The sequence below is a fragment of the Pseudomonas sp. 50_B genome (genome assembly GCF_017491625.1).
Classification (GTDB): Bacteria; Pseudomonadota; Gammaproteobacteria; order Pseudomonadales; family Pseudomonadaceae; genus Aquipseudomonas; species Aquipseudomonas danubii.
Window position 1 is genome coordinate 1 of the sequence record NZ_JAFGYX010000033.1, and the last position, 21,033, is coordinate 21,033.

Genomic DNA, 21,033 nt, shown 5'->3' on the forward strand with positions numbered 1-21,033 from the left:
GGTGCGGGCGGGGATGGTTTTCGGGTTTGCCGTGCAACGGTGCGGCCGATACATTGTCGCCCCTCCCGGCCTGTTCGCTCCGAGCGGTGCCGTTGCAGTTGTCTGCGGTCGCAAAAGCCCAGGATGCGATAGCCGCTGGGGTGTTTGCCTGTTTGTGATCAACCTTCGGTGCTTAAGCATGAATCAAGATGAAAACCTGAAGCACGATGCGCTAGCGCCATTGACCGCTGCCAGCGAGTTTGTCGTCGACAAGCAGCCCCTTGCCGAACTGCTTGCCGTGCTTGCCCAGTGTGGCGAGGTGGTGTCCTGCTTCTTCAAGCCTGATCCCGCCATCAAGGTGTTGGGTGAGAGGCCGCGACTGGCCGAGTTTCTCGAGCGTTTCAGCGGCCTCGCCAGCTCGACGGCCATCGGGCAGATCGAGCCTGACTTCGGGCCCTGTTCCATGCTCAATCGATACGAGTTCGAGGGCTCGTTGCTGGCGGCGCTGCTGCGGGGCGGTTGTCATCCGTCCAGTCGTGGAGGGTCCGTGGCCAATGCCCGCCAGGTGGTGTTCGAAGCGCTGGATGCAGTGTTTCCGGCGCCGTTTTCCGAGCTGGTGGTGTATCGGTTCGATAGTCCTGATTGGTGTGAGTTGACCAGGGGCTCGGCTATTTCTTCTGCCTATGTCGCCTGCCAGGGGGCGCGGAATCTGTGGTGGGTGTTGTGCGTGGCTGATGTTGATTGAGGCCCGGTGCGGCTAACCCGGCCTACTGCCGGGTTGCCCACGGATCAATGCCTGCGTTCGGCCATTTTGGGCTATGCCGCCTCCACTGATACTGCAAGACGTTTACCTAGGGCTGCCAGGGCATTTTCCAGCTGTTCCATTTTGGAGCTGTGTAGAAAGTCCACCAGGCGATCTCCCTGGGCTTGGTGGATTCCGAGCAGTCGGCATAGATCGGCCTTGCGCATGTCCCGCTCCATCATCGTGTTCCACAGCGCTATCTTGGCCACGGTCACCATTGGCAAATGAATGACCTGTTCCCCTGGTAGCGGCGCGGAGGCCGGGGGAATGGCGCGGCGCTGGTCGACGTAAAGGGACAGAGTGGTTTCGAGCGCGTCGATGGCCTGGTTGATGGCGTGCTCAGGATCATCGCCAAAGCTATTGAGTTCGGGCAGATCGCGGCAGAAGACCGCCAGTCCCGGTGCACGGTCTTGCTCGAAGCGAAGGGCGTAGTCGTACATGGTCACTCCTCGGAGGCGATATTTCAGCATGCAGAGAATGGATGTGAGTCCTAGAGCCCCAATTGCCTGATGATTGCCTTGCGGGTGGGTTCGGGCATTTCCTTGCTGCCGTGATCCGCGAAGGTGGTCTGGTTGCCGTTTGGGGCCTTAACTTTGAAGTGGCTGCCTTTACCGGCCTCGAAGACCACGCCTTGAGCTTTCAACCATCGTCTGAATTCGCTGAATTTCATCACCTCGCCTCATGGCTTGGATTTCTGCACGGTACAACATTCATATTTTTGTACAACACTTGTGTGTTGTTTTTTGCGAAACCTGACCATTACTCACGGGGCAGATCCATTACCCGTTGCTCAACTGCATGCAACACATCGCAGCCGTCCTGTAACAGCAGGGTCGCCACGCTGGAGAAGCGCTTCAGGTCGAGGTGATCGGCATTGCGGCTGGTCATGTCGGCAAGGCTGTCCAGCATGTCCCGGGCGGCGCGGATGCGCAGGCCGGCGTAGGTCAGCAGGTCGAGTAACGGCGCTTGTGGGTTGATGAAGGCGACGGGGTGGTCGGTGGTGCAGGTGAAAGGTTGGAGATCCATAGCAGTGACGCTCCATGAAGGAATACTGAAGTGTGCTCATGGAGATTCGGACGGCCAAATCCGGTCGCGGACTGCTGCGACGCAACGGAATGTAGAAGGTGGCGAGCAGTATCACCAGGCATTCGGGTGTGCCTTCAGCAAATACAGAAATGCCTGACATTGGCTGATGGCCGTTTCTCATTTCTCCGTTCCTCGTTCCGGAAAGTTTTTCCATCCCCCCTGTTATCTCCTTTGTGCTCCATGGCACACTCTGGCGCCTGTTCCGCTATTTGATATTTTATTCTGTTATAGCGGAATTTATTTGTTCCACGCCTGTGCGTTTCCAGGCCATCGCGGGTTGCTGCGGCAGAGTTTGCGCAGAAGTCCGCGGCGAGTCGGGTGACGCTCGGGCAGGGCGGCCAGATGGTCAATCTTCAACCAGGAGAATCGCTCATGAGCATCACCCGTTACGGCACCGGCAGCACCGCAGGCGGTGGCCAGCCGCGTCCTTTCGCTCGCGCCGTCGAAGCCGATGGCTGGCTGCATGTGTCCGGCCAGGTGCCGGCGCTGGATGGCGAGATCATTCACGGTGGGATCGTCGAGCAGACGCATCAGACCATGCGCAATCTAGTGGCCATTCTCGAAGAGGCCGGGTACGGCCTGGAGGATGTGGTGCGGGTTGGCGTGTGGCTGGAAGACCCGCGGGATTTCTGGAGTTTCAACAAGGTGTTCGGCGAGTACTTCAAGCCCGAACACGCGCCGGCCCGGGCCTGTGTGCAGGCCAGCATGATGGTGGACTGCAAGGTCGAGATCGATTGTGTGGCCTACAAGAAGAAGCCTTGAGTGCGCTTCTGTAGCCGCTGCCGAGCCTGGGCGAGGCTGCGATCGACCGCAACGCGGGCGCAGGGTGATGAGATCGCTGCGGCCCCTGCGACGGCGTGTCGCTCAGGGCGTTCGCAGCCTGCGGCAGCGGCTACAGGGATTGTGTTTTGCATAGGGGTGGGTAGATGAGTGAAGACAGCATCAAGCGCCGGGCCAAGGGCCTGGATCGGGCCTTCGATATTCTCGATTTCCTCAAGGAGATCGGCCAGCCGCTGCGGCCCAACGATATCGCCAAGGGCATTGGCAGTCCCAAGTCCACGGTCTATGAGTTGGTGGCGTCCTTGCTGGAGCGGCGGGTGCTGGAGCCGGTAGGCAAGGACGGTCATGTGTACCTGGGCCGCCAGCTGTATTTTCTCGGGCAGGCTCATTTGCGCCATTTCGATCTGAGCCGCGAGGCTGATCAGGCGTTGCAGGAAATTGTCAGCCAGACCCGGGAAACCGCGCAGATGTGCCTGCTCAACGGGCGCAAATACACCGTGGCGCTGATGAAGGAGGGCGAGCGGAATTTCCGCATTACCTCGGACATTGGCGAGAACGCGCCGATCCCCTGGACCGCCTCCGGGCGGTTGCTGCTGGGGCATATGAGCGATGAGCAGATCGTCGAGATGATCGATGACCAGGACTTCATGCTGCCTAATGGTGAGCGCCTGCCGCTGGAGACCTTCCTCAAGGAAATCCGTCAGGCCACCGAGGAGGGGTTCTTTTCCTTCGACAGCGTCGCCGACACCTTCACCCATTGTTTTGCCGCGCCGGTGCGCGATGAGCGCGGGGTGTGCATCTGCACCCTGTGCATCGTCGCGCCGAGGGCCGATGCGCAGAGCCATTACCAGGAATACCGCCGGGTGCTGATCGACAGCGCCAACCGCCTGGCCCGGCGTATCAACGATTGATGACAGTGTCGCGGCTGTGCGCAGCCGCCTTGATAAGGAGTGCCAACATGTCTTCCGCTTTGAATCTGCCCCTGGTGGAAAAGGGCGCCGCTGCTATCGGCGCGAGTCTGCTGAGCGACGTCAGCCTGCCGGCCCTGGTGCTGCACCGCGAGGCGCTGGAACACAACATTCGCTGGATGCAGAAGTTTGTCAGTGACAGCGGCGCCGAGCTGGCGCCCCACGGCAAGACCAGCATGATGCCCGCGCTGTTTCAGCGGCAGTTGGACGCCGGCGCCTGGGGCATCACCCTGGCCACGGCAGTACAGACTCGCGCCGCCTACGCCCATGGCGCGCGCCGGGTGTTGATGGCCAACCAACTGGTGGGGGCGCCGAACATGGCGCTGATCGCCGAGCTGTTGGCGGATGCCGATTTCGATTTCTATTGCATGGTGGATCACCCGGACAACGTGGCCGATCTGGGGGCGTTTTTCGCCCAGCGCGGCGTCACCCTCAAGGTGATGATCGAGTACGGCGTGGTGGGCGGTCGTTGCGGTTGCCGCAGCGAGCAGGAAGTACTGGCCCTGGCCAAGGCGATCCAGGCGCAGCCAGCTTTGGCGTTGTGCGGTATCGAAGGTTACGAAGGGGTGATCCACGGCGACCAGGCCATCAGTGGCATTCGGCAGTTTGCCGATTCCCTGGTGCGTCTGGCGGTGGATCTGCACAACGATGGTTTGTTTGCCATCGAGCGGCCGATCATCACGGCTTCGGGTTCGGCCTGGTACGACCTGATCGCCGAGTCCTTCGAGACCCACAACGCCAAGGGGCGTTTCCTCAGCGTGCTGCGTCCGGGCAGTTATGTCGCCCATGACCACGGTATCTACAAAGAGGCTCAGTGCTGTGTGTTGGATCGACGCAGTGATCTGCACGAAGGCCTGCGTCCGGCGATGGAAGTCTGGGCCCATGTGCAGTCGCTGCCGGAGCCGGGCTTTGCGGTGGTGGCCCTGGGCAAGCGCGATGTCGCCTATGACGCTGGCTTGCCGGTGCCGCTGCGACGTTACCGCGCTGGAGCCGAGGCCGGTGCCAGTGATGATGTGGGGGCGTGCAAGGTGACGGCGGTGATGGATCAGCACGCGTTTCTCACCGTGGCGCCGGGAGTGGAGCTGCGTATTGGCGACATCATTTCCTTTGGTACATCGCACCCGTGCCTGACCTTCGACAAGTGGCGTACCGGTTTGCTGGTGGATGAGCGCCTGCAGGTGATCGAGAGTCTGGAAACCTGCTTCTGAACGTAGCAGCCGGCTCGCCGACGAACAGACCCTGGGTTAGGGCGCAACTCTGAGGACGCTTTCGTTGGCAAGCCAGGTTCTACTAGGTGGTGTGTGCTTTGAGGGGAGGTCAAGAACATGAACGGGAAGCAGCGCATTGCCGCCATTGGCGAATGCATGATCGAGCTGCAACAGCGTCACGACGGCAGTCTGCTACAGAGCTTTGGTGGCGATACCTTGAACACTGCGGTGTATCTGTGCCGGGAGCTCGGGCAGCAGGCGCAGGTGGATTACGTGACCGCCCTGGGCTACGACAGCTTCAGCGATGCCATGTGCCAGAGCTGGGCGCAGGAGGGTATCGGCCTGGGAAAGGTTCAGCGCCTGCCCGGGCGTTTGCCGGGGTTGTATTGCATTCAGACCGATGCCCGGGGGGAGCGGCGTTTTCTGTATTGGCGCAATGAGGCGGCGGTACGGGACTGCTTCAACACCGCGGCGGCGGGGCCGATCCTGGCGGACTTGTGCGATTACGATGTGTTGTATTTCAGCGGCATCACCCTGGCGGTGCTCGGGGAGGTGGGACGCAAAAAGCTGATTGACCTGCTGGTGGAAGCGCGCATCCGTCGGGCGCAGATCGTGTTTGACAACAACTATCGGCCAAGGCTCTGGGCCTCGGTGGAGCAGGCGCGAGTGGCCTATCTGCAGGTACTGGAGCATGTGGATCTGGCGCTGTTGACCCTGGAGGACGAGCAGGCGCTGTTTGGCCATGACTATGCCCATGGCGTGTTTGCGGCCTACCCGAACATTGCCGAGGTGGTGGTCAAGCGCGGGGCGGATTCGTGCCTGGTGCGTTGCGGCGGCGAGAGTCATGAGATACCGGCGCTGCCAGTGGCGCAGGTGGTGGACACCACGGCGGCGGGAGACTCCTTCAGCGCGGCTTATCTGGCCTGTCGTTTGCGCGGCGGCAGCCCGGTGCAGGCCGCAGAGGCCGGGCATCGATTGGCGAGTCGGGTGATTCAGCATCCCGGGGCGTTGCTTCCCCGGGAGCCCGCGTTGTAGGAGCCGGCTGGCCGACGAACAGGCCTTTGCCGGTTGCGGGCGCTTGGGCTGGCACGCCGGCTCCCACAGAACGGGGCTTGAGTGGTCAGTCGCGGAAGAACACCTGCACCAGGTGATAGCCGAATTTGCTCTTGATCGGGCCGTGCACGGTGCGCAGGGGCTTCTTGAAAATCACCTGATCAATGGCGCCGACCATCTGCCCCGGACGCACTTCCCCCAGGTCGCCGCCGCGCTTGCCCGACGGGCAGGTGGAGTATTTCTTGGCCAGCACGTCGAAGGCTTCGCCCTTGGCGATGCGCTGCTTGAGCTGCTCGGCTTCTTCGGCGGTTTTCACCAGGATGTGGCGGGCTTGGGCTTTCATGATGGCGTAACCTTGTAGCGGGAAATCGGCGGCCGCGGATTATGCCTGAATTCAGGACTCGCGGCCGATCATCTGGCGAATCTTCTGCGCCAGTTCTTCGATGGAAAACGGCTTGGCCATCAGGTCCATGCCCGGTTCCAGAAAGCCCTGGCGCTCGGCGGCCTTTTCCGCGTAGCCGGTCATGAACAGTACCTTGAGCCCCGGGCGCTGTTGGCGGGCGATCTCCGCCAATTGTCGGCCGTTCATGCCCGGCAGGCCGACGTCGGTCACCAGCAGGTCGACGCGCAGTGGCGAGTCCAGCAATGGCAGGGCGCTGCGTGCATCCTCGGCCTCGATGGCGCGGTAGCCCAGTTCGCTGAGGACGTTGAGCACCAGCATGCGCACCGCCGGGTCGTCCTCCACCACCATCACGCTTTCCCCGGCCATGGCCTGGGGCGCCGCGCTGCTGCCCGTGGGTTGCAGCGGTTCCAGGGGCGCGTTGTGCAGGCGCGGCAGGTACAGGCGCACACAGGTGCCCTGGCCTGGCTCGCTGCTGATGGTCACGTGTCCGCCGGACTGCTGAGCAAAACCATAGATCATCGACAGCCCGAGGCCCGTGCCCTGGCCGATGGGCTTGGTGGTGAAGAAGGGGTCGAAGGCCTTGGACAGAATCCGTGGGCTCATGCCGGCGCCGTTGTCGCTGACCCCCAGCATCACGTAGTCGCCGGCCTTGACCGGCTCCAGGGTGCTGATGTCGCTGCCGTCGAGGTAACTGTTGGCGGTCTCGATCAGCAGTCGGCCGCCGTCGGGCATGGCGTCGCGGGCGTTGATCACCAGATTGAGCAAGGCGTTTTCCAGCTGGCTGGCATCGGTGTTTACCGGCCACACCTCGTCCGCCAGTTGCATCTGCAGCTGGATGTGTTCGCCCTTGGTGTGGTTGAACAGCTCCTGCAGCGAGCGCACCAGCTGGTTCGGGTCCAGGGGCTGGCGGTCCAGGGACTGGCGTCGGGAGAAGGCCAGCAGGCGGTGGGTCAGGGACGCGGCACGTTTGGCCGAGGACATGGCGGCTTCGGTAAAACGACCGATCTCATCGCTGCGGCCGTTGTCGATGTAGCGCTGCATCAGGTCCAGGCTGCCGATGATGCCGGTGAGCATGTTGTTGAAGTCGTGAGCGATGCCGCCAGTGAGTTGGCCCACGGCCTCCATCTTCTGTGCGTGGCGCAGGGCGTCCTCGGCGCGCTCGCGTTCGAACATTTCGTTCTGCAGGCGCTGGTTGACGGCGGCCAGCGCCTCGGTGCGGCGGTTGACCCGTTCTTCCAGGGTTTCGTTGAGGTTGCGCAGAGCCTCCTCGGTCTGTCTGCGCTCGGTTTCATCGATGACGAAAATGTAGAAACCGTTGATGGCACCGTCGGCGCCATGGCGGGGCAGGTACTTCATCAGGGCATGGCGCGGGCGGCCGTCGCGGTGGGGCGAGTTGGCTTCGAAGCTGCAAGGCTTGCCCGCCAATGCGGCGGCAATGTTCTCGGCGCGGGTGGCGTAGATCTCGTCGCCCACCACTTCGCGGATGGTCTTGCCGTACAGCTCCTGCGGGGTCAGGCCGTACCAGTCCAGGTAAGCGCTGTTGTTCAGGCGAAAGCGCTCTTCGCGGTCGACGTAACCGATCAGCACTGGCATGGCGTTAATGATCAGTTGCAGTTCGGTCTGGCTCTGGCGCAGTGCTTGCTCCATCTGTTTGCGCTCGGTCAGGTCCAGGGCGGCGCCGAGAAAGCGCGTCGGCCGGCCGTGGTGATCCTTGTAGCAGCGACCCCGGGCGAACACCCAGCGCACCTGGCCGTCGGCCAGTTGCAGGCGGTATTCCTCGGCGTATTCGCTGCCCTGGGTGATGCAGTGCTTGATGCTCCGGGCCACCATGGCCCGGTCTTCCGGGTGCACGCCTTTGAGGTACTCACTGATGGGCAATTGTCGGGATAGCTGCGGGTTGACGCTGTGCAGCTGGGCAAAATGGGTGTCGGCGATAAAGCGATCTTCGCCAATGTCCCAATCCCAGGTGCCCACCGCATCAGTGGCCGCCAGGGCCAGTTGCAGGCGCTCCTCGGTCTCGTGCTGGGCCCGCAGGCTGTCGTCGGAGCGCTGCTGCAGTTCGAGGGCGATGCGCCGGCGCTCGTTGGTCTCGATGGCGGTCACCAGGATTCCGGCAACGTCGCCGCGTTCATCGCGGATCGGGCTGTAGGTCAGGTCCAGCCACAGGTCGTGTGCAGTACCGTCGCTGCGTTGCAGGCTGAAGCGCTGCTCGCTGAAGCTGCGCACCTGGCCGTTGAGCACCGCGCGGTAGACCGGGTCGGTGAAGTCCATCAGCTCTGGCCAGATCAGGTGCGCCGGCTGGCCGAAGGCCTGGGGGTGCTTGTTGCCTGCCAGCAGGGCGAAGCCGTCGTTGTAGATCTGGGTCAGCTCGGAGCCCCACAGCAGCAACATCGGCATCGGCGAATGGATCACGATGTCCACGGCGGTGCGCAGGCTCTGGGGCCAGTGGCCGGATTCACCGAGGGCCGTGGCGGACCAGTCCAGACGGGCTATCAGGTGGGCGGCTTGGCTGCCGGAGTGGGGGGCATTCATGTCGGGTGTGTCCTGGGCGCAGCGGTGTTACGCGGCAAGGTCATGGCTCGCGTACTGGAAAAGTCGCATGGACATGCCGTGCATATTCAAACGGATGGAGTGTAGGTGTTTCTGGCGGGGTTATTTTCACCTGCTTTTGCGGCAGATGACCAGTCTAGAGGGGCTGAACGGTCCCTGTAGCCGCTGCCGCAGGCTGCGAACGCTCTGGGCGGCACTGCGTCGCAGGAAGCGCTGCTCTTGAGATCGCTGAAGGTCCTGCGGCCCTTTGCGCAGCCTCGCAGGCTCGGCAGCGGCTACAGGTCCTGCGTCGCGAAGGGCTGCGCCGGCGGTGGTTGGCCGTCGTCAGTGGCGCAATTCCTCGCGGTCGCGGAACTGCTCCAGGGCTTCGGGGTTCGCCAGGGCGTCGGTATTCTTCACCGGCAGGCCATGCACCACATTGCGCACCGCCAACTCCACGATCTTGCCGCTGATGGTCCGGGGAATGTCGGTCACTGCGAGGATCTTCGCCGGCACATGGCGCGGCGTGGTGTTGCTGCGGATCACCTGGCGAATCCGCTCCTGCAACGGCTCATCGAGCACCACGCCATCCTGCAGGCGTACGAACAGCACCACCCGTACGTCATGCTCCCAGCTCTGGCCGATGGCCAGGCTTTCCAGCACCTGTTCCAGCTTCTCCACCTGGCGGTAGATTTCCGCGGTGCCAATCCGCACTCCACCCGGGTTGAGCACCGCATCCGAGCGTCCGTGAATCAGCCAGCCGCCATGGGGCAGCTGTTCGGCGTAGTCGCCCTGGGCCCAGACCCCGGGAAACAGGCTGAAGTACGAGGCCTTGAGCTTGCTCTGGTCCGGGTCGTGCCACAGGCCTACGGGAATACTCGGAAAGTGCCGGGTGCACACCAGTTCGCCTTTTTCGCCGGTCACCGGCTGGCCCTGGTCGTTCCACACTTCGATGGCCATGCCCAGGCTCTTGCCCTGCATCTCGCCACGGCGCACCGGCTGGATCGGGTTGCCGGCGACGAAACAGGCGACGATGTCGGTGCCGCCGGACATCGAGGCCAGGCACAGGTCGTGTTTGATCTCGCGGTACACGTAGTCGTAGCTCTGTGGCGACAGCGGCGAGCCGGTGCAGAGCAGGGTCTTGAGGCTGTCCAGGCGGTGGCTGAGGCGCGGTCGGCTGCCGGCCTTTTCCAGGGCGGCCAGGTACTTGGGGCTGGTGCCGAAGACGCTGATGCCTTCGCTATCGATCAGGTCGATCAGGCGCTCGTTGGTGGGATGGAAGGGCGATCCGTCGTAGAGCACCAGGCTGGCGCCAGTGGCCAGGGCCGAGACCAGCCAGTTCCACATCATCCAGCCGCAAGTGGTGTAGTAGAACAGCCGCTCGCCGGGCCCCAGGTCGGTGTGCAGGCCGTGTTCCTTGAGGTGCTGCAGCAGCACCCCGCCAGTGCCGTGGACGATGCACTTGGGCACCCCGGTGGTGCCGCTGGAATAGAGGATGTACAGCGGATGGGCGAAGGGCACCGGGACGAATTCGGGCTCGCCGCCAGACTGATAGAAATCGTCCCAGAGGCTGATCCGGGCCTGGGTATGGTAGTCCTCGACCCGGGCTTGCTGACGGGCGTAGGGCACGATGAGCAATTGCTCCAGGGACGGCAGGCGCTCAAGGATCTCGTTGACCTTGGCGGTCTGGTCGATGTCCTTGCCGGCGTAGCGATAGCCGGCGCAGGTGATCAGCACCTTGGGTTCGATCTGGCCAAAACGGTCGATCACCCCCTGGGTGCCGAAATCCGGCGAACAGCTGGACCACACCGCGCCGAGGCTGGTGCTGGCCAGCATGCCCACCAGGGTCTGCCAGGTGTTGGGCAGGCAGGCGGCAACTCGGTCGCCGAGGCCGACCCCGGCAGCCCGCAGGCTGCGCTGCAGGCCGGCGACCTGGGCCGCCAGTTCGGCGTAGGTCAGTGGTTCGCGCTGGCCGTTCTCGTTGATCGCCACCACCGCCACGGTGTCGTCCCGGCGCTTGAGCAGGTGCTCGGCGAAGTTCAGCGTGGCCCCTGGAAACCATTGGGCGCTGGGCATTTGCGGGCCTTCGCGCAGCACGGATTCAGCGGGCTGGTGAAAGCTGACCTCGAAGAAGTCGACGATGGCCTGCCAGAAGCTTTCTCGCTGGTCGATGCTCCACTGGTGCAGGGCGGGAAAGTCGGCCAGGTTGAGGTCGTGACGGTGATTGACCAGGCGCCGGAAGGCTTCCATGCGGGTCTTGCTGATGCGCTCGGCGCTGGGTTGCCAGAGTATTTCGGACATGGGATGCCTCTTGTTTTTCTTGCTTTGCACGCAAACCGATTCTAATGCCGGATGCTCTGTAGCCGCTGCCGCTGGCTGCGATCGGCTCTGCAGGAGACGTGCTCTTGAGGGCCTAGGAAGGCGCTGCGCGCCTTATCGCAGCCTATGGCAGCGGCTACAGGGCGCGGGGTTATTGCGCCAGCCAGCCGCCGTCGATGTTCCAGGCCGCACCGCGCACTTGGGCGCCGGCTTCGCTGCACAAAAATAGCACCAGCTCGCCCAGTTGCGACGGGGTGACGAACTCCAGGGACGGCTGCTTTTCCGCCAGCAGATCATGCTGGGCCTGTTGCGGGTCAGCCCCGGCCGCCACCCGGTCGTCGATCTGCTTCTGCACCAGCGGGGTCAGCACCCAGCCTGGGCAGATGGCATTGCAGGTGACTTTGCTGGTGGCGGTTTCCAGGCCCACCACCTTGGTCAGGCCGATCACCCCGTGTTTGGCCGCGACATAGGCGGCCTTGCCTACCGAACCCACCTGACCGTGCACCGAGGCAATGTTGACGATCCGTCCCCAGCCCTTGGCACGCATCCCCGGCAGCCCCAGGCGGGTGCTGTGGAACACTGAGGACAGGTTGATGGCGATGATCGAATCCCAGCGCTCCACGGGGAATTCCTCCACCGCCGCCACGTGCTGGATGCCGGCGTTGTTGACCAGGATGTCGACGCCGCCAAACTCCCGTTCGGCGTAGGCGAACAGCTCGGCGATCTGTGCCGGGTCGCTGACGTCCGCCGGGTGATGGCCGACCTGGCCGCCGAATTGTGCGACCTCGGCGATGGCCTTCGAGGCATCGCCGAAGCCGTTGAGAATCAGCTTGGCCCCGGCCTTGGCCAGGACCCGGGCGATGCCCAGGCCAATGCCGCTGGTGGAGCCGGTGACCAGGGCGGTCTTGCCAGAAAGAGTGGTCATGAATACCTCACACAATGCCGGTGGCGTAGAAAGTGGCGATGACGACAAAGACCGCCAGGGTCTTGATCAGGGTGATGCAGAAAATGTCCTTGTAGGCTTCGCGGTGGGTCAGCCCGGTGACCGCCAGCAGGGTGATCACCGCGCCGTTGTGGGGCAGGGTGTCCATGCCGCCGCTGGCCATGGAGGCCACCCGGTGCAGCACTTCCAGGGGAATGTTGGCGGCATGGGCGGCGCTGATGAAGCTTTCGGACATGGCCGCCAGGGCGATGCTCATGCCCCCCGAAGCCGAGCCGGTGATGCCCGCCAGCAGGGTCACGGTGATGGCTTCGTTGACCAGCGGGTTGGGGATGCTTTTGAGCCAGTCGGCCAGCACCAGAAAGCCCGGCAGGGAGGCGATCACTGCGCCGAAACCGTATTCCGAAGCGGTGTTCATCGCCGCCAGCAAGGCGCCGCTGACCGCGCTCTTGCTGCCCTCGGCGAGCTTGCTGCGAATCGCCGAGTAGCCGCACACCAGCACCATCAGGATGCCCACCAGCAAGGCCGCCTGCACCGCCCAGATGGCGGTGAGCTTGGCGATTTCGCTGGTCACCGGGGCGGCCATGCCCGCCAGGCTGAGGCTGTGGGTCTTGCCGTACCACTGGGGAATCCAGTGGGTGAACAGCAGGTTCATGATGCCCACCAGCAGCAGCGGCGACAGCGCCAGCCAGGGGTTGGGCAGTTTCAGGTCTTCGGCGGTTTCCGGTTCGTTGCGCAGTTCGGTGCCGTAGCCTTCACCGGCCTTCTGCGCTTTGTTGCGCTGGCGCTGCAGGAACAGCATGCCGGCGCAGAACACGAAAATGGTGCCGATCACGCCCAGCCAGGGCGCGGCCCAGGCGGTGGTGTTGAAGAAGGTGCTGGGGATGATGTTCTGGATCTGCGGGGTGCCGGGTAGCGCATCCATGGTGAAGGAGAATGCACCCAGAGCGATGGTGGCCGGGATCAGGCGCTTGGGGATATTGCTCTGGCGGAACATCTCGGCGGCGAACGGGTAGACCGCGAACACCACCACGAACAGCGAAACCCCGCCGTAGGTCAGCAGGGCGCAGACCAAAACGATCACCAGTATCGCCTGGCGGGTGCCCAGCAGGCGGATCGCGGCGGCGACGATGGAGCGCGAGAAGCCCGACAGCTCGATCAGCTTGCCGAACACCGCGCCCAGCAGGAAAACCGGGAAATACAACTTGATGAAGCCGACCATCTTCTCCATGAACACCCCGGTAAAGGCGGGCGCCACGGCGGACGGATCGGTGAGCAGCACTGCGCCCAGGGCGGCAATGGGGGCAAAGAGGATGACGCTGTAGCCACGGTAGGCCGCCAGCATCAGCAGCGTCAGGGCTGCCAAGGCAATGATCACACTCATGGTGTGTCTCTCCAGGATTGTTATTGTTGTCGGGTGTTGCGTGTGGAGAGCGTCATAGCGAGAACTGTGCCAGTTAGTTAACTTATTGAAATATAAGCACTTTTTAAATATATCGAAGGTGATTTATCCAGATATTCTCTGATTGGAGACAGTGAGGCGAGGGAGCTTGCTCCCGCTTTAGTGTGCAGCACTCCTCATGCCGGCCACCGGGTTGTGTCAGAAAGACCGCAATCACTGGGTTTGGCGCCGCTGCGCGGCCCAGCGGGAGCAAGCTCCCGCGCCACACAAGCGGTTGTCTCTGAATTGGGATTTTTGTCTCGTTATTGAGACTCGGCAATCCCCAGGGCCGCCATCTTCTTGTACAGCGTCGAGCGACCCAGCCCCAGGCGCCGGGCCGCTTCGTCCACCTTGCCGGCGCATTGCGCCAGGGTGGCGCTGATCAGTTGCCGCTCGAACCGTTCCCGGGCCGCGGCGAAGGTTTCCTGGCTCGGCGACTCGGCGGGCAGCGGGGCCGCATGGCGTTGCGCCGGGCTGAAGCTGCCGATTGCCGCGCGAATGTCCGCGGCAGTGAGTATCAGGTCGTCGCTGAGCAGCGCCGCGCGCTCCAGCACGTTGCGCAGTTCGCGGATGTTCCCCGGCCAGGCATGTTGCGCCAGCAGGGCCAGGGCTTCGCGATCCAGTTCATGCTGGCTGCGCAGTTCTTCGAGAATCCCTTCGCTCAGGGCCGGCAGGTCGTCCAGGCGTTCGCGCAGGGCCGGCACCTGGATCGGCAGCACGTTGAGCCGGTAGTACAGGTCGGCGCGGAACTCGCCGCGCTTGATCGCCGCTTCCAGGTCGGTGGAAGTGGCGGCGATCACCCGCACATCGCTGTGGATCACTTCATTGGAGCCCACTGGTTCGAACTCTTTTTCCTGCAGCACTCGCAGCAACTTGCTTTGCAGGGGCAGGGGCATGTCGCCGATTTCATCGAGGAACAGGGTGCCGCCCTGGGCGATCTGCAACTTGCCGGCGCGGCCCTTGCGGTCGGCGCCGGTGAAGGCGCCGGGGGCGGTGCCGAAGAACTCCGCCTCCAGCAGCGCCTCAGGAATCGCCGCGCTGTTGATGCTGACAAAGGGCTTGTGGGCCCGGGGCGAAGCAGCATGGATGGCCTGGGCCAGCAGCTCCTTGCCGGTGCCAGTTTCGCCTTGCAGCAGTACTGGGGATTCGGCGCTGGCGCTGCGTCGGGCCCGGCGTTTGACTTCCAGGCTGGCGGCGCTGGTGCCGATGAAATGGGCGAAGTTGTACTTGGTCTGCCGGGCCCGCAACAGAGAGCGGGTGGAGGCCAATTCTTCCTGCATGCTCAGGTAGCGCTTGAGCATCGGCGACAGGCTGCGCAGTTCGTCGAACAGGGCAAAGCCGATGGCGCCGATCACCGTGCCGGCGGCGTCGTGGATCGGCAGGCGCATCACCACCAGCGGTTCCTTGGGGGTGTCCTGCATGTCCAGCAGGATCGGGCGGCCGGTGCGTACCACCTCCCGCAGCAGGCTGCCGGGGATCACGCTTTCGCAGGGCTTGCCGATGGCGAAGGCCGCCGATTCCAGGCCGAAGCGCCGGGCGTAGCGCTCGTTCATCCAGACGATATTGGCGTCGCGGTCGACGATCACCGTGCCTTCGCTGGACTGCTCGATGATCTCGAACAGCGAACGGATCGCCAGTTGGCGCACACGCTGGTAATCCTTGAGGCTTTCGCTGTCGTTCATGGCGGCATCCTGAAAGTGGGCGCGGCGATTATGCCGCAGTCTGCCCCGGTTGTTGCGCTGTAGCCGCTGCCGAGCCTGCGAGGCCGCGCAAAGGGCCGCAGGACCTTCGGCGGCCTTGAGGGCAGCGTCTGCTGCGCAGCCGTTCGCAGCCTGCGGCAGCGGCTACAGGATGAAGCATCTGTAGCCGCTGTCGAGCCTTGGCGAGGCTGCGAAAAAAGGACGTCGGCGGCGGGTCAGCCGGGGTGGGCGGCGGCCAGCAGTTCCTGGGTGTAGGGGTGTTGCGGGTTGGCGAATACTTCATGGCTGGCACCGCGCTCCACCACCTGGCCGTCCTTGATCACGATCATGTCGTGGGCCAGGGCCCGCACCACCGCCAAATCATGGCTGATGAACAGGTAGGTCAGGCCGTACTTTTCCTGCAACTGGCGCAGCAGGGCCACCACCTGTTTCTGCACGGTGCGGTCCAGGGCCGAGGTCGGTTCGTCCAGCAGGATCAGCGCCGGTTTGAGCACCAGGGCTCGGGCGATGGCGATGCGCTGGCGTTGGCCGCCGGAGAACTCGTGGGGGTAGCGGTGGCGGCTGTTGGGATCGAGGCCGACCTCCTCCAGGGCGCGGATCACCTGTTCGTCGCATTGGCGGGCGTCGTACTGGCTGTGCACTTCCAGGCCTTCGCTGATGATCTGCGCCACCGACATGCGCGGGCTGAGGCTGCCGAAGGGGTCCTGGAACACCACCTGCATCTGCTTGCGCCAGGGCCGCAGTTGCTTCTGGTCGAGGCCGTCCAGGGCCTGGCCCTGGAAGCGGATGCTGCCTTGGGAATCCAGCAGCCGCAGGATCGCCTGGCCCAGGGTGGACTTGCCCGAGCCGGACTCGCCGACGATGCCCAGGGTCTTGCCTTGCTCCACGCTGAGGCTGATGTCGTCCACTGCCCGCAGGTATTCCTTGCGCCGGAAGAGGCCGCCGCCTATCTGGAAGTCAACGCTGAGATTGTTCACCTCCAGCACGGTTTCGCGGCTGTCGCGGCACAACGGTCGCCCCTCGGGCTCGGCGTGCAGCAGTTCGCAGCTGTAGGGATGTTGCGGGGCGTTGAACAGGGTGTCGCAGGCGGCTTGTTCGACGATTTCCCCGGCCTTCATCACGCACACCCGCTGGGCGATGCGCTGCACCAGGTTGAGGTCGTGGCTGATCAGCAGCAGGGACATGCCCAGGCGCTGTTGCAGGGATTTGAGCAGCAGCAGGATCTTGCGCTGCACGGTCACGTCCAGGGCGGTGGTGGGTTCGTCGGCAATCAGCAGCTCCGGCTCGCAGGCCAGGGCCATGGCGATCATCACCCGCTGGCGCTGGCCGCCGGAAAGCTGGTGCGGGTAGGCCTTGAGTCGCTCCTTGGGTTTCTGGATGCCCACCAGTTCCAGCAGTTCGAGAATCCGCGCCTGGGCCTCCTTGCCCCCCAGTCCCCGGTGCAGGAGCAGGGTTTCGCCGATCTGCTTCTCTACGCTGTGCAGCGGGTTGAGGGAGGTCATGGGCTCTTGGAAGATCATGGCGATGCGGTTGCCCCGCAGTTTTTGCAGGGTTGCCGGATCGCAGCCCATCAGTTCCTGGCCGCGGTAACGCACGCTGCCGGAGCTGCTACAGCCGGTCTGCGGTAGCAGTTGCAGGATCGAGTGGGCGGTCACCGACTTGCCCGAGCCGGACTCGCCCACCAGGGCCAGGCATTCGCCGGGACGGATGTCCAGGCTCAGGTCGCGGACCACGGTCTGTTCGCCGAAGGTGACCTTGAGCTGGCGGATTTCGATAAGGTTGTCAGGCATTTCTACAGTCCGCTTCAAGATCGTGGATCAAAGGCATCGCGCAACGCTTCGCCGATAAACACCAGCAGCGAAAGGATCAGCGCCAGGGTGAAAAACGCCGTCAGCCCCAGCCATGGCGCCTGCAGGTTCTGCTTGCCCTGGCCGATCAACTCGCCCAGGGAAGCGCTGCCGGCGGGCATGCCGAAGCCGAGGAAGTCGAGGGCGGTGAGGGTCGAGATGGCGCCGGTGAGGATGAACGGCAGGTAGCTCAGGGTGGCGTTCATGGCATTGGGCAGGATGTGCCGCAGGATCACCTTGCGGTCGCTCAGGCCCAGGGCCCGAGCGGCCTTGACGTACTCCAGGTTGCGCCCACGGAGGAACTCGGCGCGTACCACGTCCACCAGGGCCAGCCAGGAGAACAGCGCCATGATTCCCAGCAGCCACCAGAAGTTCGGCTCGACGAAGCCCGAGAGGATGATCAGCAGGTAGAGCACCGGCAGCCCGGACCAGACTTCCAGCAGGCGCTGGCCCAAGAGGTCGACCCAGCCGCCGTAATAGCCTTGCAGGGCGCCGGCGGCGATGCCGATCAGGGCGCTGATGGCGGTCAGCGCCAGGGCGAACAGGATCGACACTCGGGCGCCGTAGATCACTCGCGCGGCCACGTCCCGGGCCTGGTCGTCGGTGCCCAGCCAGTTGACCTTGCTCGGCGGGCTGGGGGCCGGCTGGGTCAGGTCGTAGTTGGGCGTGTCTTCGCTGAAAGGGATCGGCGGGAACAGCAGCCAGCCACCGTCCTTGCGGATCAGTTGCTGCACGTAGTCGCTGCGATAGTCGGCCTGGAACGGCAGCTGGCCGCCGAATTCCTGCTCGGTGTAGCGCTTGAACACCGGGAAGTACAGCGAGCCCTGGTAACTGACCATCAGGGGTTTGTCGTTGGCGATCAGCTCGCCGCCCAGGGTCAGGATGAACAGGCCGATGAACAGCCACAGCGACCACCAGCCGCGGCGGTTTTTCTTGAAGCGGTCCAAGCGTCGGCGGGCGACGGGAGAAAGCTTGAGCATCAGGCATTCCTCGCGGCGAAGTCGATACGCGGGTCGACCAGGGTGTAGCACAGGTCGCCGATGAGTTTTATCAGGAGGCCAAACAGGGTGAAGATGAACAGCGAACCGAACACCACCGGATAATCTCGCGACACCGCCGCTTCGTAGCTCATGCGCCCCAGGCCGTCGAGGGAGAAGATCACCTCGATCAGCAAGGAACCGGCGAAAAACACGCTGATAAAGGCCTGGGGAATCCCCGAGACCACCAGCAGCATGGCGTTGCGGAACACGTGGCCATAGAGCACGCGGCGCTCGCTCAGGCCCTTGGCCCGGGCGGTGACCACGTACTGGCGGGTGATCTCGTTGAGGAAGGAGTTCTTGGTGAGGATGGTCAGGGTGGCGAAGCCACCGATCACCAGGGAGCTGACCGGCAATACCAGGTGCCAGAAGTAGTCGGCGATCTTGCCCAGGGTGCTCAGTTGCTCGAAGTTGTCCGAGACCAGGCCGCGCACCGGGAACCAGTTCAGCGAAGTGCCGCCGGCGAACAGCACGATCAGGAACATGGCGAACAGAAAGGCCGGCATGGCGTAGCCGATGATGATCGCGGTGCTGCTCCAGATGTCGAAATGGCTGCCGTGGTGCACCGCTTTGCGAATCCCCAGGGGGATCGACACCAGGTAGGTGATCAGGGTCGCCCAGAGACCGAGGGAAAGGGTCACCGGCATTTTCTCCAGGATCAGGTCGGTGACCGTGGCGCCGCGGAAGAAGCTCTTGCCGAAGTCCAGTTGGGCGTAGTTCTTGAGCATCAGCCACAGGCGTTCATGGGCCGGCTTGTCGAAGCCGTACTGTTTTTCGATGTCCTGGATCAGCTTGGGATCGAGCCCGCGGCTGGCCCGGGAGCCGCTGCTGCTCATGGCATCGGCGGAGCCGCCGACGCTGCCGCCACCACCAATGCCTTGCAGGCGGGCGATGGCTTGTTCCACCGGGCCGCCGGGGGCCGCCTGGACGATGACGAAGTTGACCAGGAGGATGATCAGCAGGGTCGGAATGATCAGCAGCAGGCGCCGCAGAATGTAGGCCAGCATCAGTGGCGTCCTCCAGGTTTGCCACGGCGGATCAGCTCGGCGGCCATCTGTTCATTGGTCAGCGCGGTGCTGCTGACTTCCCACCAGCTTTCGATGGCTTCGTCGTTGCTTGCCGGCACCTTGGGGATGCCGAAGCGGTTCCACCACACCGTGGAGGTGCCGGGCGGGTAGTAGTTGGCAATCCAGTAGTAGTTCCACTGCAGCACCCGGTCCAGGGCGTGGGCGTAGCGCAGCATCTCCGGCTGGCTGGTGGCCTTCACCAGGCCGTTGAGCAGGCGGTCCACTGCCGGGTTCTTGAGCACCATGTAGTTGTTGGAGCCCGGATCGTTGGCCGCCGCCGAACCGAAGTAGTTGTACAGCTCCATGCCCGGCGAAGTGGTCACCGGGTAGCCGGTGACGATCATGTCGTAGTCCCGGGCCATCAGGCGGTTGACGTACTGCGAGGAGTCGATGCGGCGGATGTTCAGGCTGATGCCGATCTGCGCCAGGTTGCGCTTGTAGGGCAGCAGCAGGCGCTCGATGGAACCTTGGGTGATGAGGAAGGTGAAACTCAGGGGCTCGCCTTCGGCGTTGACCAGTTTGTCGCCTTCGGCTTTCCAGCCGGCCTGTTCCAGCAGGGCCAGGGCTTGCATTTGCTTGTCGCGGATCACGCCGCTGCCGTCGGTTTCTGGCGCTTGGAAAACCTGGGTGAAGACTTCGTCGGGGATCTGTCCGCGCAGGGGTTCGAGGATCTTCAGCTCCTCGGCGTCCGGCAGGCTGCGGGCGGCCAGGGGCGTGTTGGAGAAGAAGCTCTGCTGGCGGATGTAGAGGTTGCGCATCATCTGCCGGTTGCTCCATTCGAAGTCCCAGAGCAGGGCCAGGGCCTGACGCACCCGGCGGTCCTGGAACACCGGCCGGTCGAGGTTGAACACGTAGCCCTGGGCCGGTTGCGGCGCCGACTGGGCCAGGTGGGCCTTTTGCAGGCGACCGTCGTTCAGGGCTGGGCTGTCGTAGCCGATGGAATAGCCGGTGGCGGAGAACTCTCGGTTGTAGTCGTAGGCGCCGCCACGCAGCACCTGGCGGGCGACATCGATGTCGCCGAAGTACTCGACGCTGAAATGGTCGAAGTTGTACAAGCCGCGGCTCACCGGCAGGTCCTTGCCCCACCATTCGGGGTTGCGGGCGAAGGTGATGCTGTTGCCCGAATCCACTTTGGCCACGCGATAGGGGCCACTGCCCAGGGGGGCTTCGTAACCGCCGCCACCCGCGAAGTCGCGACTCTTCCACCAGTGTTCGGGGAACACCGGCAGGGTCGCGATATCCAGGGGCAGGGTGCGGTTTTCATTGCTTTTGAAGTCGAAGCGCACCACGCGTGGCGATTCCACGGTGACGCCTTTGACGTCCTCGAACTGGGTGCGGTAGCGCATGCTGCCCTGGGTCATCAGCAGGTCATAGCTGTAGCGCACGTCCTCGGCGGTGATCGCGGTGCCGTCGGCAAAGCGCGCCTTGGGGTTGAGGTAGAAGCGCAGCCACAGGCCGTCTTCCGCGCGTTCCATCTTTTCGGCCACTAGGCCGTAGACGGTGTAGGGCTCATCCAGGGAGCGCAGGGCCAGGGGCGAATAGACCAGGCCGTCGAGCTGGGAAACGCCGATACCTTTGTCTATATAAGGCAGCACGTGGTCGAAGCGCCCGATCTCGATGGCCGAGCGGCGCAGGGTTCCGCCCTTGGGGGCCTGGGGGTTGACGTAGTCGAAGTGGCTGAAGCCCTGGGGATACTTGGCCGGTTCGCCGTATACGGTCATGGCGTGTTGCGGTGCCGCCTGGGCACCCGCGGCGCCCAGTAGCAGGACGGTGAAAAGCACAGTGGAGGAAAGCAGTCGCATTGTCAGCCTTAGGAGCCGGGTGATCGATGACCACGATTTGTACGCTAGCGGCGCGTGACTGGCCAGCCGCTT

Annotated in this window: 18 protein-coding genes; 5 read left to right on the forward strand and 13 right to left on the reverse strand. The window is 63.7% G+C overall.

All coding sequences use genetic code 11. The annotated features are described in order from the left end of the window. Nucleotides 1–724, forward strand: a 724-nt coding sequence (locus tag J5M73_RS28865; protein ID WP_207816721.1) for a hypothetical protein, incomplete at its 5' end; no start/stop codon positions are given. Between the two features lie 71 nt (nt 725–795). Here J5M73_RS28865 and J5M73_RS28870 read toward each other — a convergent pair. From J5M73_RS28870 to J5M73_RS28880, 3 genes are all read right to left on the reverse strand, one after another. Further along, nucleotides 796–1,221, reverse strand: a complete 426-nt coding sequence (locus J5M73_RS28870) for a type II toxin-antitoxin system HicB family antitoxin (RefSeq protein ID WP_102864927.1) — start codon at nt 1,219–1,221, stop codon at nt 796–798. Between the two features lie 50 nt (nt 1,222–1,271). Next, a complete protein-coding gene (locus J5M73_RS28875; protein ID WP_102864928.1) occupies nt 1,272–1,451 on the reverse strand; it encodes a type II toxin-antitoxin system HicA family toxin in 180 nt (59 codons plus the stop codon). A gap of 89 nt (nt 1,452–1,540) precedes the next feature. Further along, a complete protein-coding gene (locus J5M73_RS28880) occupies nt 1,541–1,807 on the reverse strand; it encodes a hypothetical protein (RefSeq protein WP_207816722.1) in 267 nt (88 codons plus the stop codon). Between the two features lie 432 nt (nt 1,808–2,239). On the opposite strand from J5M73_RS28880, the gene J5M73_RS28885 reads away from it, so the two are divergent. The 4 genes from J5M73_RS28885 (at nt 2,240) to J5M73_RS28900 (ending at nt 5,858) form a co-directional block, all read left to right on the forward strand. Next, nucleotides 2,240–2,629 (forward strand): RidA family protein, encoded by a 390-nt coding sequence (locus J5M73_RS28885; RefSeq protein ID WP_102864930.1) that lies wholly within the window; start codon nt 2,240–2,242, stop codon nt 2,627–2,629. 164 nt (nt 2,630–2,793) lie between these two features. Then, nucleotides 2,794–3,558, forward strand: a complete 765-nt coding sequence (locus tag J5M73_RS28890; protein WP_207816723.1) for an IclR family transcriptional regulator — start codon at nt 2,794–2,796, stop codon at nt 3,556–3,558. A gap of 47 nt (nt 3,559–3,605) precedes the next feature. Next, nucleotides 3,606–4,823 carry an amino acid deaminase gene (locus tag J5M73_RS28895; RefSeq protein ID WP_110653569.1) on the forward strand — a complete coding sequence of 406 codons (1,218 nt, stop codon included), beginning with the start codon at nt 3,606–3,608 and terminating at the stop codon, nt 4,821–4,823. A 117-nt stretch (nt 4,824–4,940) separates the two neighbouring features. Further along, on the forward strand, nt 4,941–5,858 hold the full coding sequence (locus tag J5M73_RS28900; RefSeq protein ID WP_102864933.1) for a sugar kinase: 918 nt from the start codon (nt 4,941–4,943) through the stop codon (nt 5,856–5,858). Nucleotides 5,859–5,943: 85 nt separating this feature from the next. On the opposite strand, the gene J5M73_RS28905 is transcribed toward J5M73_RS28900, so the two are convergent. The 10 genes from J5M73_RS28905 to J5M73_RS28950 all read right to left on the reverse strand — a co-directional run bounded on the left by J5M73_RS28905 (nt 5,944) and on the right by J5M73_RS28950 (nt 20,961). After that, nucleotides 5,944–6,219, reverse strand: a complete 276-nt coding sequence (locus J5M73_RS28905) for a peptidylprolyl isomerase (protein WP_011061856.1) — start codon at nt 6,217–6,219, stop codon at nt 5,944–5,946. Between the two features lie 51 nt (nt 6,220–6,270). Then, nucleotides 6,271–8,811 (reverse strand): PAS domain-containing sensor histidine kinase, encoded by a 2,541-nt coding sequence (locus J5M73_RS28910; RefSeq protein WP_102864934.1) that lies wholly within the window; start codon nt 8,809–8,811, stop codon nt 6,271–6,273. A gap of 342 nt (nt 8,812–9,153) precedes the next feature. Beyond that, a complete protein-coding gene (locus J5M73_RS28915) occupies nt 9,154–11,109 on the reverse strand; it encodes an acetoacetate--CoA ligase (protein WP_207816724.1) in 1,956 nt (651 codons plus the stop codon). Nucleotides 11,110–11,278: 169 nt separating this feature from the next. Continuing rightward, nucleotides 11,279–12,052 (reverse strand): 3-hydroxybutyrate dehydrogenase, encoded by a 774-nt coding sequence (gene hbdH, locus J5M73_RS28920; protein WP_207816725.1) that lies wholly within the window; start codon nt 12,050–12,052, stop codon nt 11,279–11,281. A gap of 7 nt (nt 12,053–12,059) precedes the next feature. Further along, entirely contained in the window at nt 12,060–13,451 is a 1,392-nt protein-coding gene (locus J5M73_RS28925) for a GntP family permease (protein ID WP_207816727.1), read from the reverse strand. A 320-nt stretch (nt 13,452–13,771) separates the two neighbouring features. Further along, entirely contained in the window at nt 13,772–15,190 is a 1,419-nt protein-coding gene (locus J5M73_RS28930) for a sigma 54-interacting transcriptional regulator (protein ID WP_102864938.1), read from the reverse strand. Between the two features lie 233 nt (nt 15,191–15,423). Further along, on the reverse strand, nt 15,424–16,998 hold the full coding sequence (locus J5M73_RS28935) for an ABC transporter ATP-binding protein (RefSeq protein ID WP_207816729.1): 1,575 nt from the start codon (nt 16,996–16,998) through the stop codon (nt 15,424–15,426). 14 nt (nt 16,999–17,012) lie between these two features. Continuing rightward, nucleotides 17,013–18,035, reverse strand: a complete 1,023-nt coding sequence (locus J5M73_RS28940; RefSeq protein WP_207816732.1) for an ABC transporter permease — start codon at nt 18,033–18,035, stop codon at nt 17,013–17,015. After that, nucleotides 18,035–19,099: a microcin C ABC transporter permease YejB gene (yejB, locus tag J5M73_RS28945; protein WP_207816734.1), complete on the reverse strand. Its 1,065-nt coding sequence runs from the start codon at nt 19,097–19,099 to the stop codon at nt 18,035–18,037. Before yejB ends, J5M73_RS28940 begins: the two co-directional genes overlap by 1 nt. Then, nucleotides 19,099–20,961, reverse strand: a complete 1,863-nt coding sequence (locus J5M73_RS28950) for an extracellular solute-binding protein (RefSeq protein ID WP_207816736.1) — start codon at nt 20,959–20,961, stop codon at nt 19,099–19,101. The genes yejB and J5M73_RS28950 overlap by 1 nt, the downstream gene beginning before the upstream one ends. Nucleotides 20,962–21,033: the final 72 nt, after the last annotated feature.

Bases quoted from the DNA above. Each gene is read 5' to 3' on its own strand.
- J5M73_RS28870 (WP_102864927.1), bottom strand. From the start codon at position 1,221: ATGTACGACTACGCCCTTCGCTTCGAGCAAGACCGTGCACCGGGACTG.
- J5M73_RS28875 (WP_102864928.1), bottom strand. From the start codon at position 1,451: ATGAAATTCAGCGAATTCAGACGATGGTTGAAAGCTCAAGGCGTGGTC.
- J5M73_RS28880 (WP_207816722.1), bottom strand. From the start codon at position 1,807: ATGGATCTCCAACCTTTCACCTGCACCACCGACCACCCCGTCGCCTTC.
- J5M73_RS28885 (WP_102864930.1), top strand. From the start codon at position 2,240: ATGAGCATCACCCGTTACGGCACCGGCAGCACCGCAGGCGGTGGCCAG.
- J5M73_RS28890 (WP_207816723.1), top strand. From the start codon at position 2,794: ATGAGTGAAGACAGCATCAAGCGCCGGGCCAAGGGCCTGGATCGGGCC.
- J5M73_RS28895 (WP_110653569.1), top strand. From the start codon at position 3,606: ATGTCTTCCGCTTTGAATCTGCCCCTGGTGGAAAAGGGCGCCGCTGCT.
- J5M73_RS28900 (WP_102864933.1), top strand. From the start codon at position 4,941: ATGAACGGGAAGCAGCGCATTGCCGCCATTGGCGAATGCATGATCGAG.
- J5M73_RS28905 (WP_011061856.1), bottom strand. From the start codon at position 6,219: ATGAAAGCCCAAGCCCGCCACATCCTGGTGAAAACCGCCGAAGAAGCC.
- J5M73_RS28910 (WP_102864934.1), bottom strand. From the start codon at position 8,811: ATGAATGCCCCCCACTCCGGCAGCCAAGCCGCCCACCTGATAGCCCGT.
- J5M73_RS28915 (WP_207816724.1), bottom strand. From the start codon at position 11,109: ATGTCCGAAATACTCTGGCAACCCAGCGCCGAGCGCATCAGCAAGACC.
- hbdH (WP_207816725.1), bottom strand. From the start codon at position 12,052: ATGACCACTCTTTCTGGCAAGACCGCCCTGGTCACCGGCTCCACCAGC.
- J5M73_RS28925 (WP_207816727.1), bottom strand. From the start codon at position 13,451: ATGAGTGTGATCATTGCCTTGGCAGCCCTGACGCTGCTGATGCTGGCG.
- J5M73_RS28930 (WP_102864938.1), bottom strand. From the start codon at position 15,190: ATGAACGACAGCGAAAGCCTCAAGGATTACCAGCGTGTGCGCCAACTG.
- J5M73_RS28935 (WP_207816729.1), bottom strand. From the start codon at position 16,998: ATGCCTGACAACCTTATCGAAATCCGCCAGCTCAAGGTCACCTTCGGC.
- J5M73_RS28940 (WP_207816732.1), bottom strand. From the start codon at position 18,035: ATGCTCAAGCTTTCTCCCGTCGCCCGCCGACGCTTGGACCGCTTCAAG.
- yejB (WP_207816734.1), bottom strand. From the start codon at position 19,099: ATGCTGGCCTACATTCTGCGGCGCCTGCTGCTGATCATTCCGACCCTG.
- J5M73_RS28950 (WP_207816736.1), bottom strand. From the start codon at position 20,961: ATGCGACTGCTTTCCTCCACTGTGCTTTTCACCGTCCTGCTACTGGGC.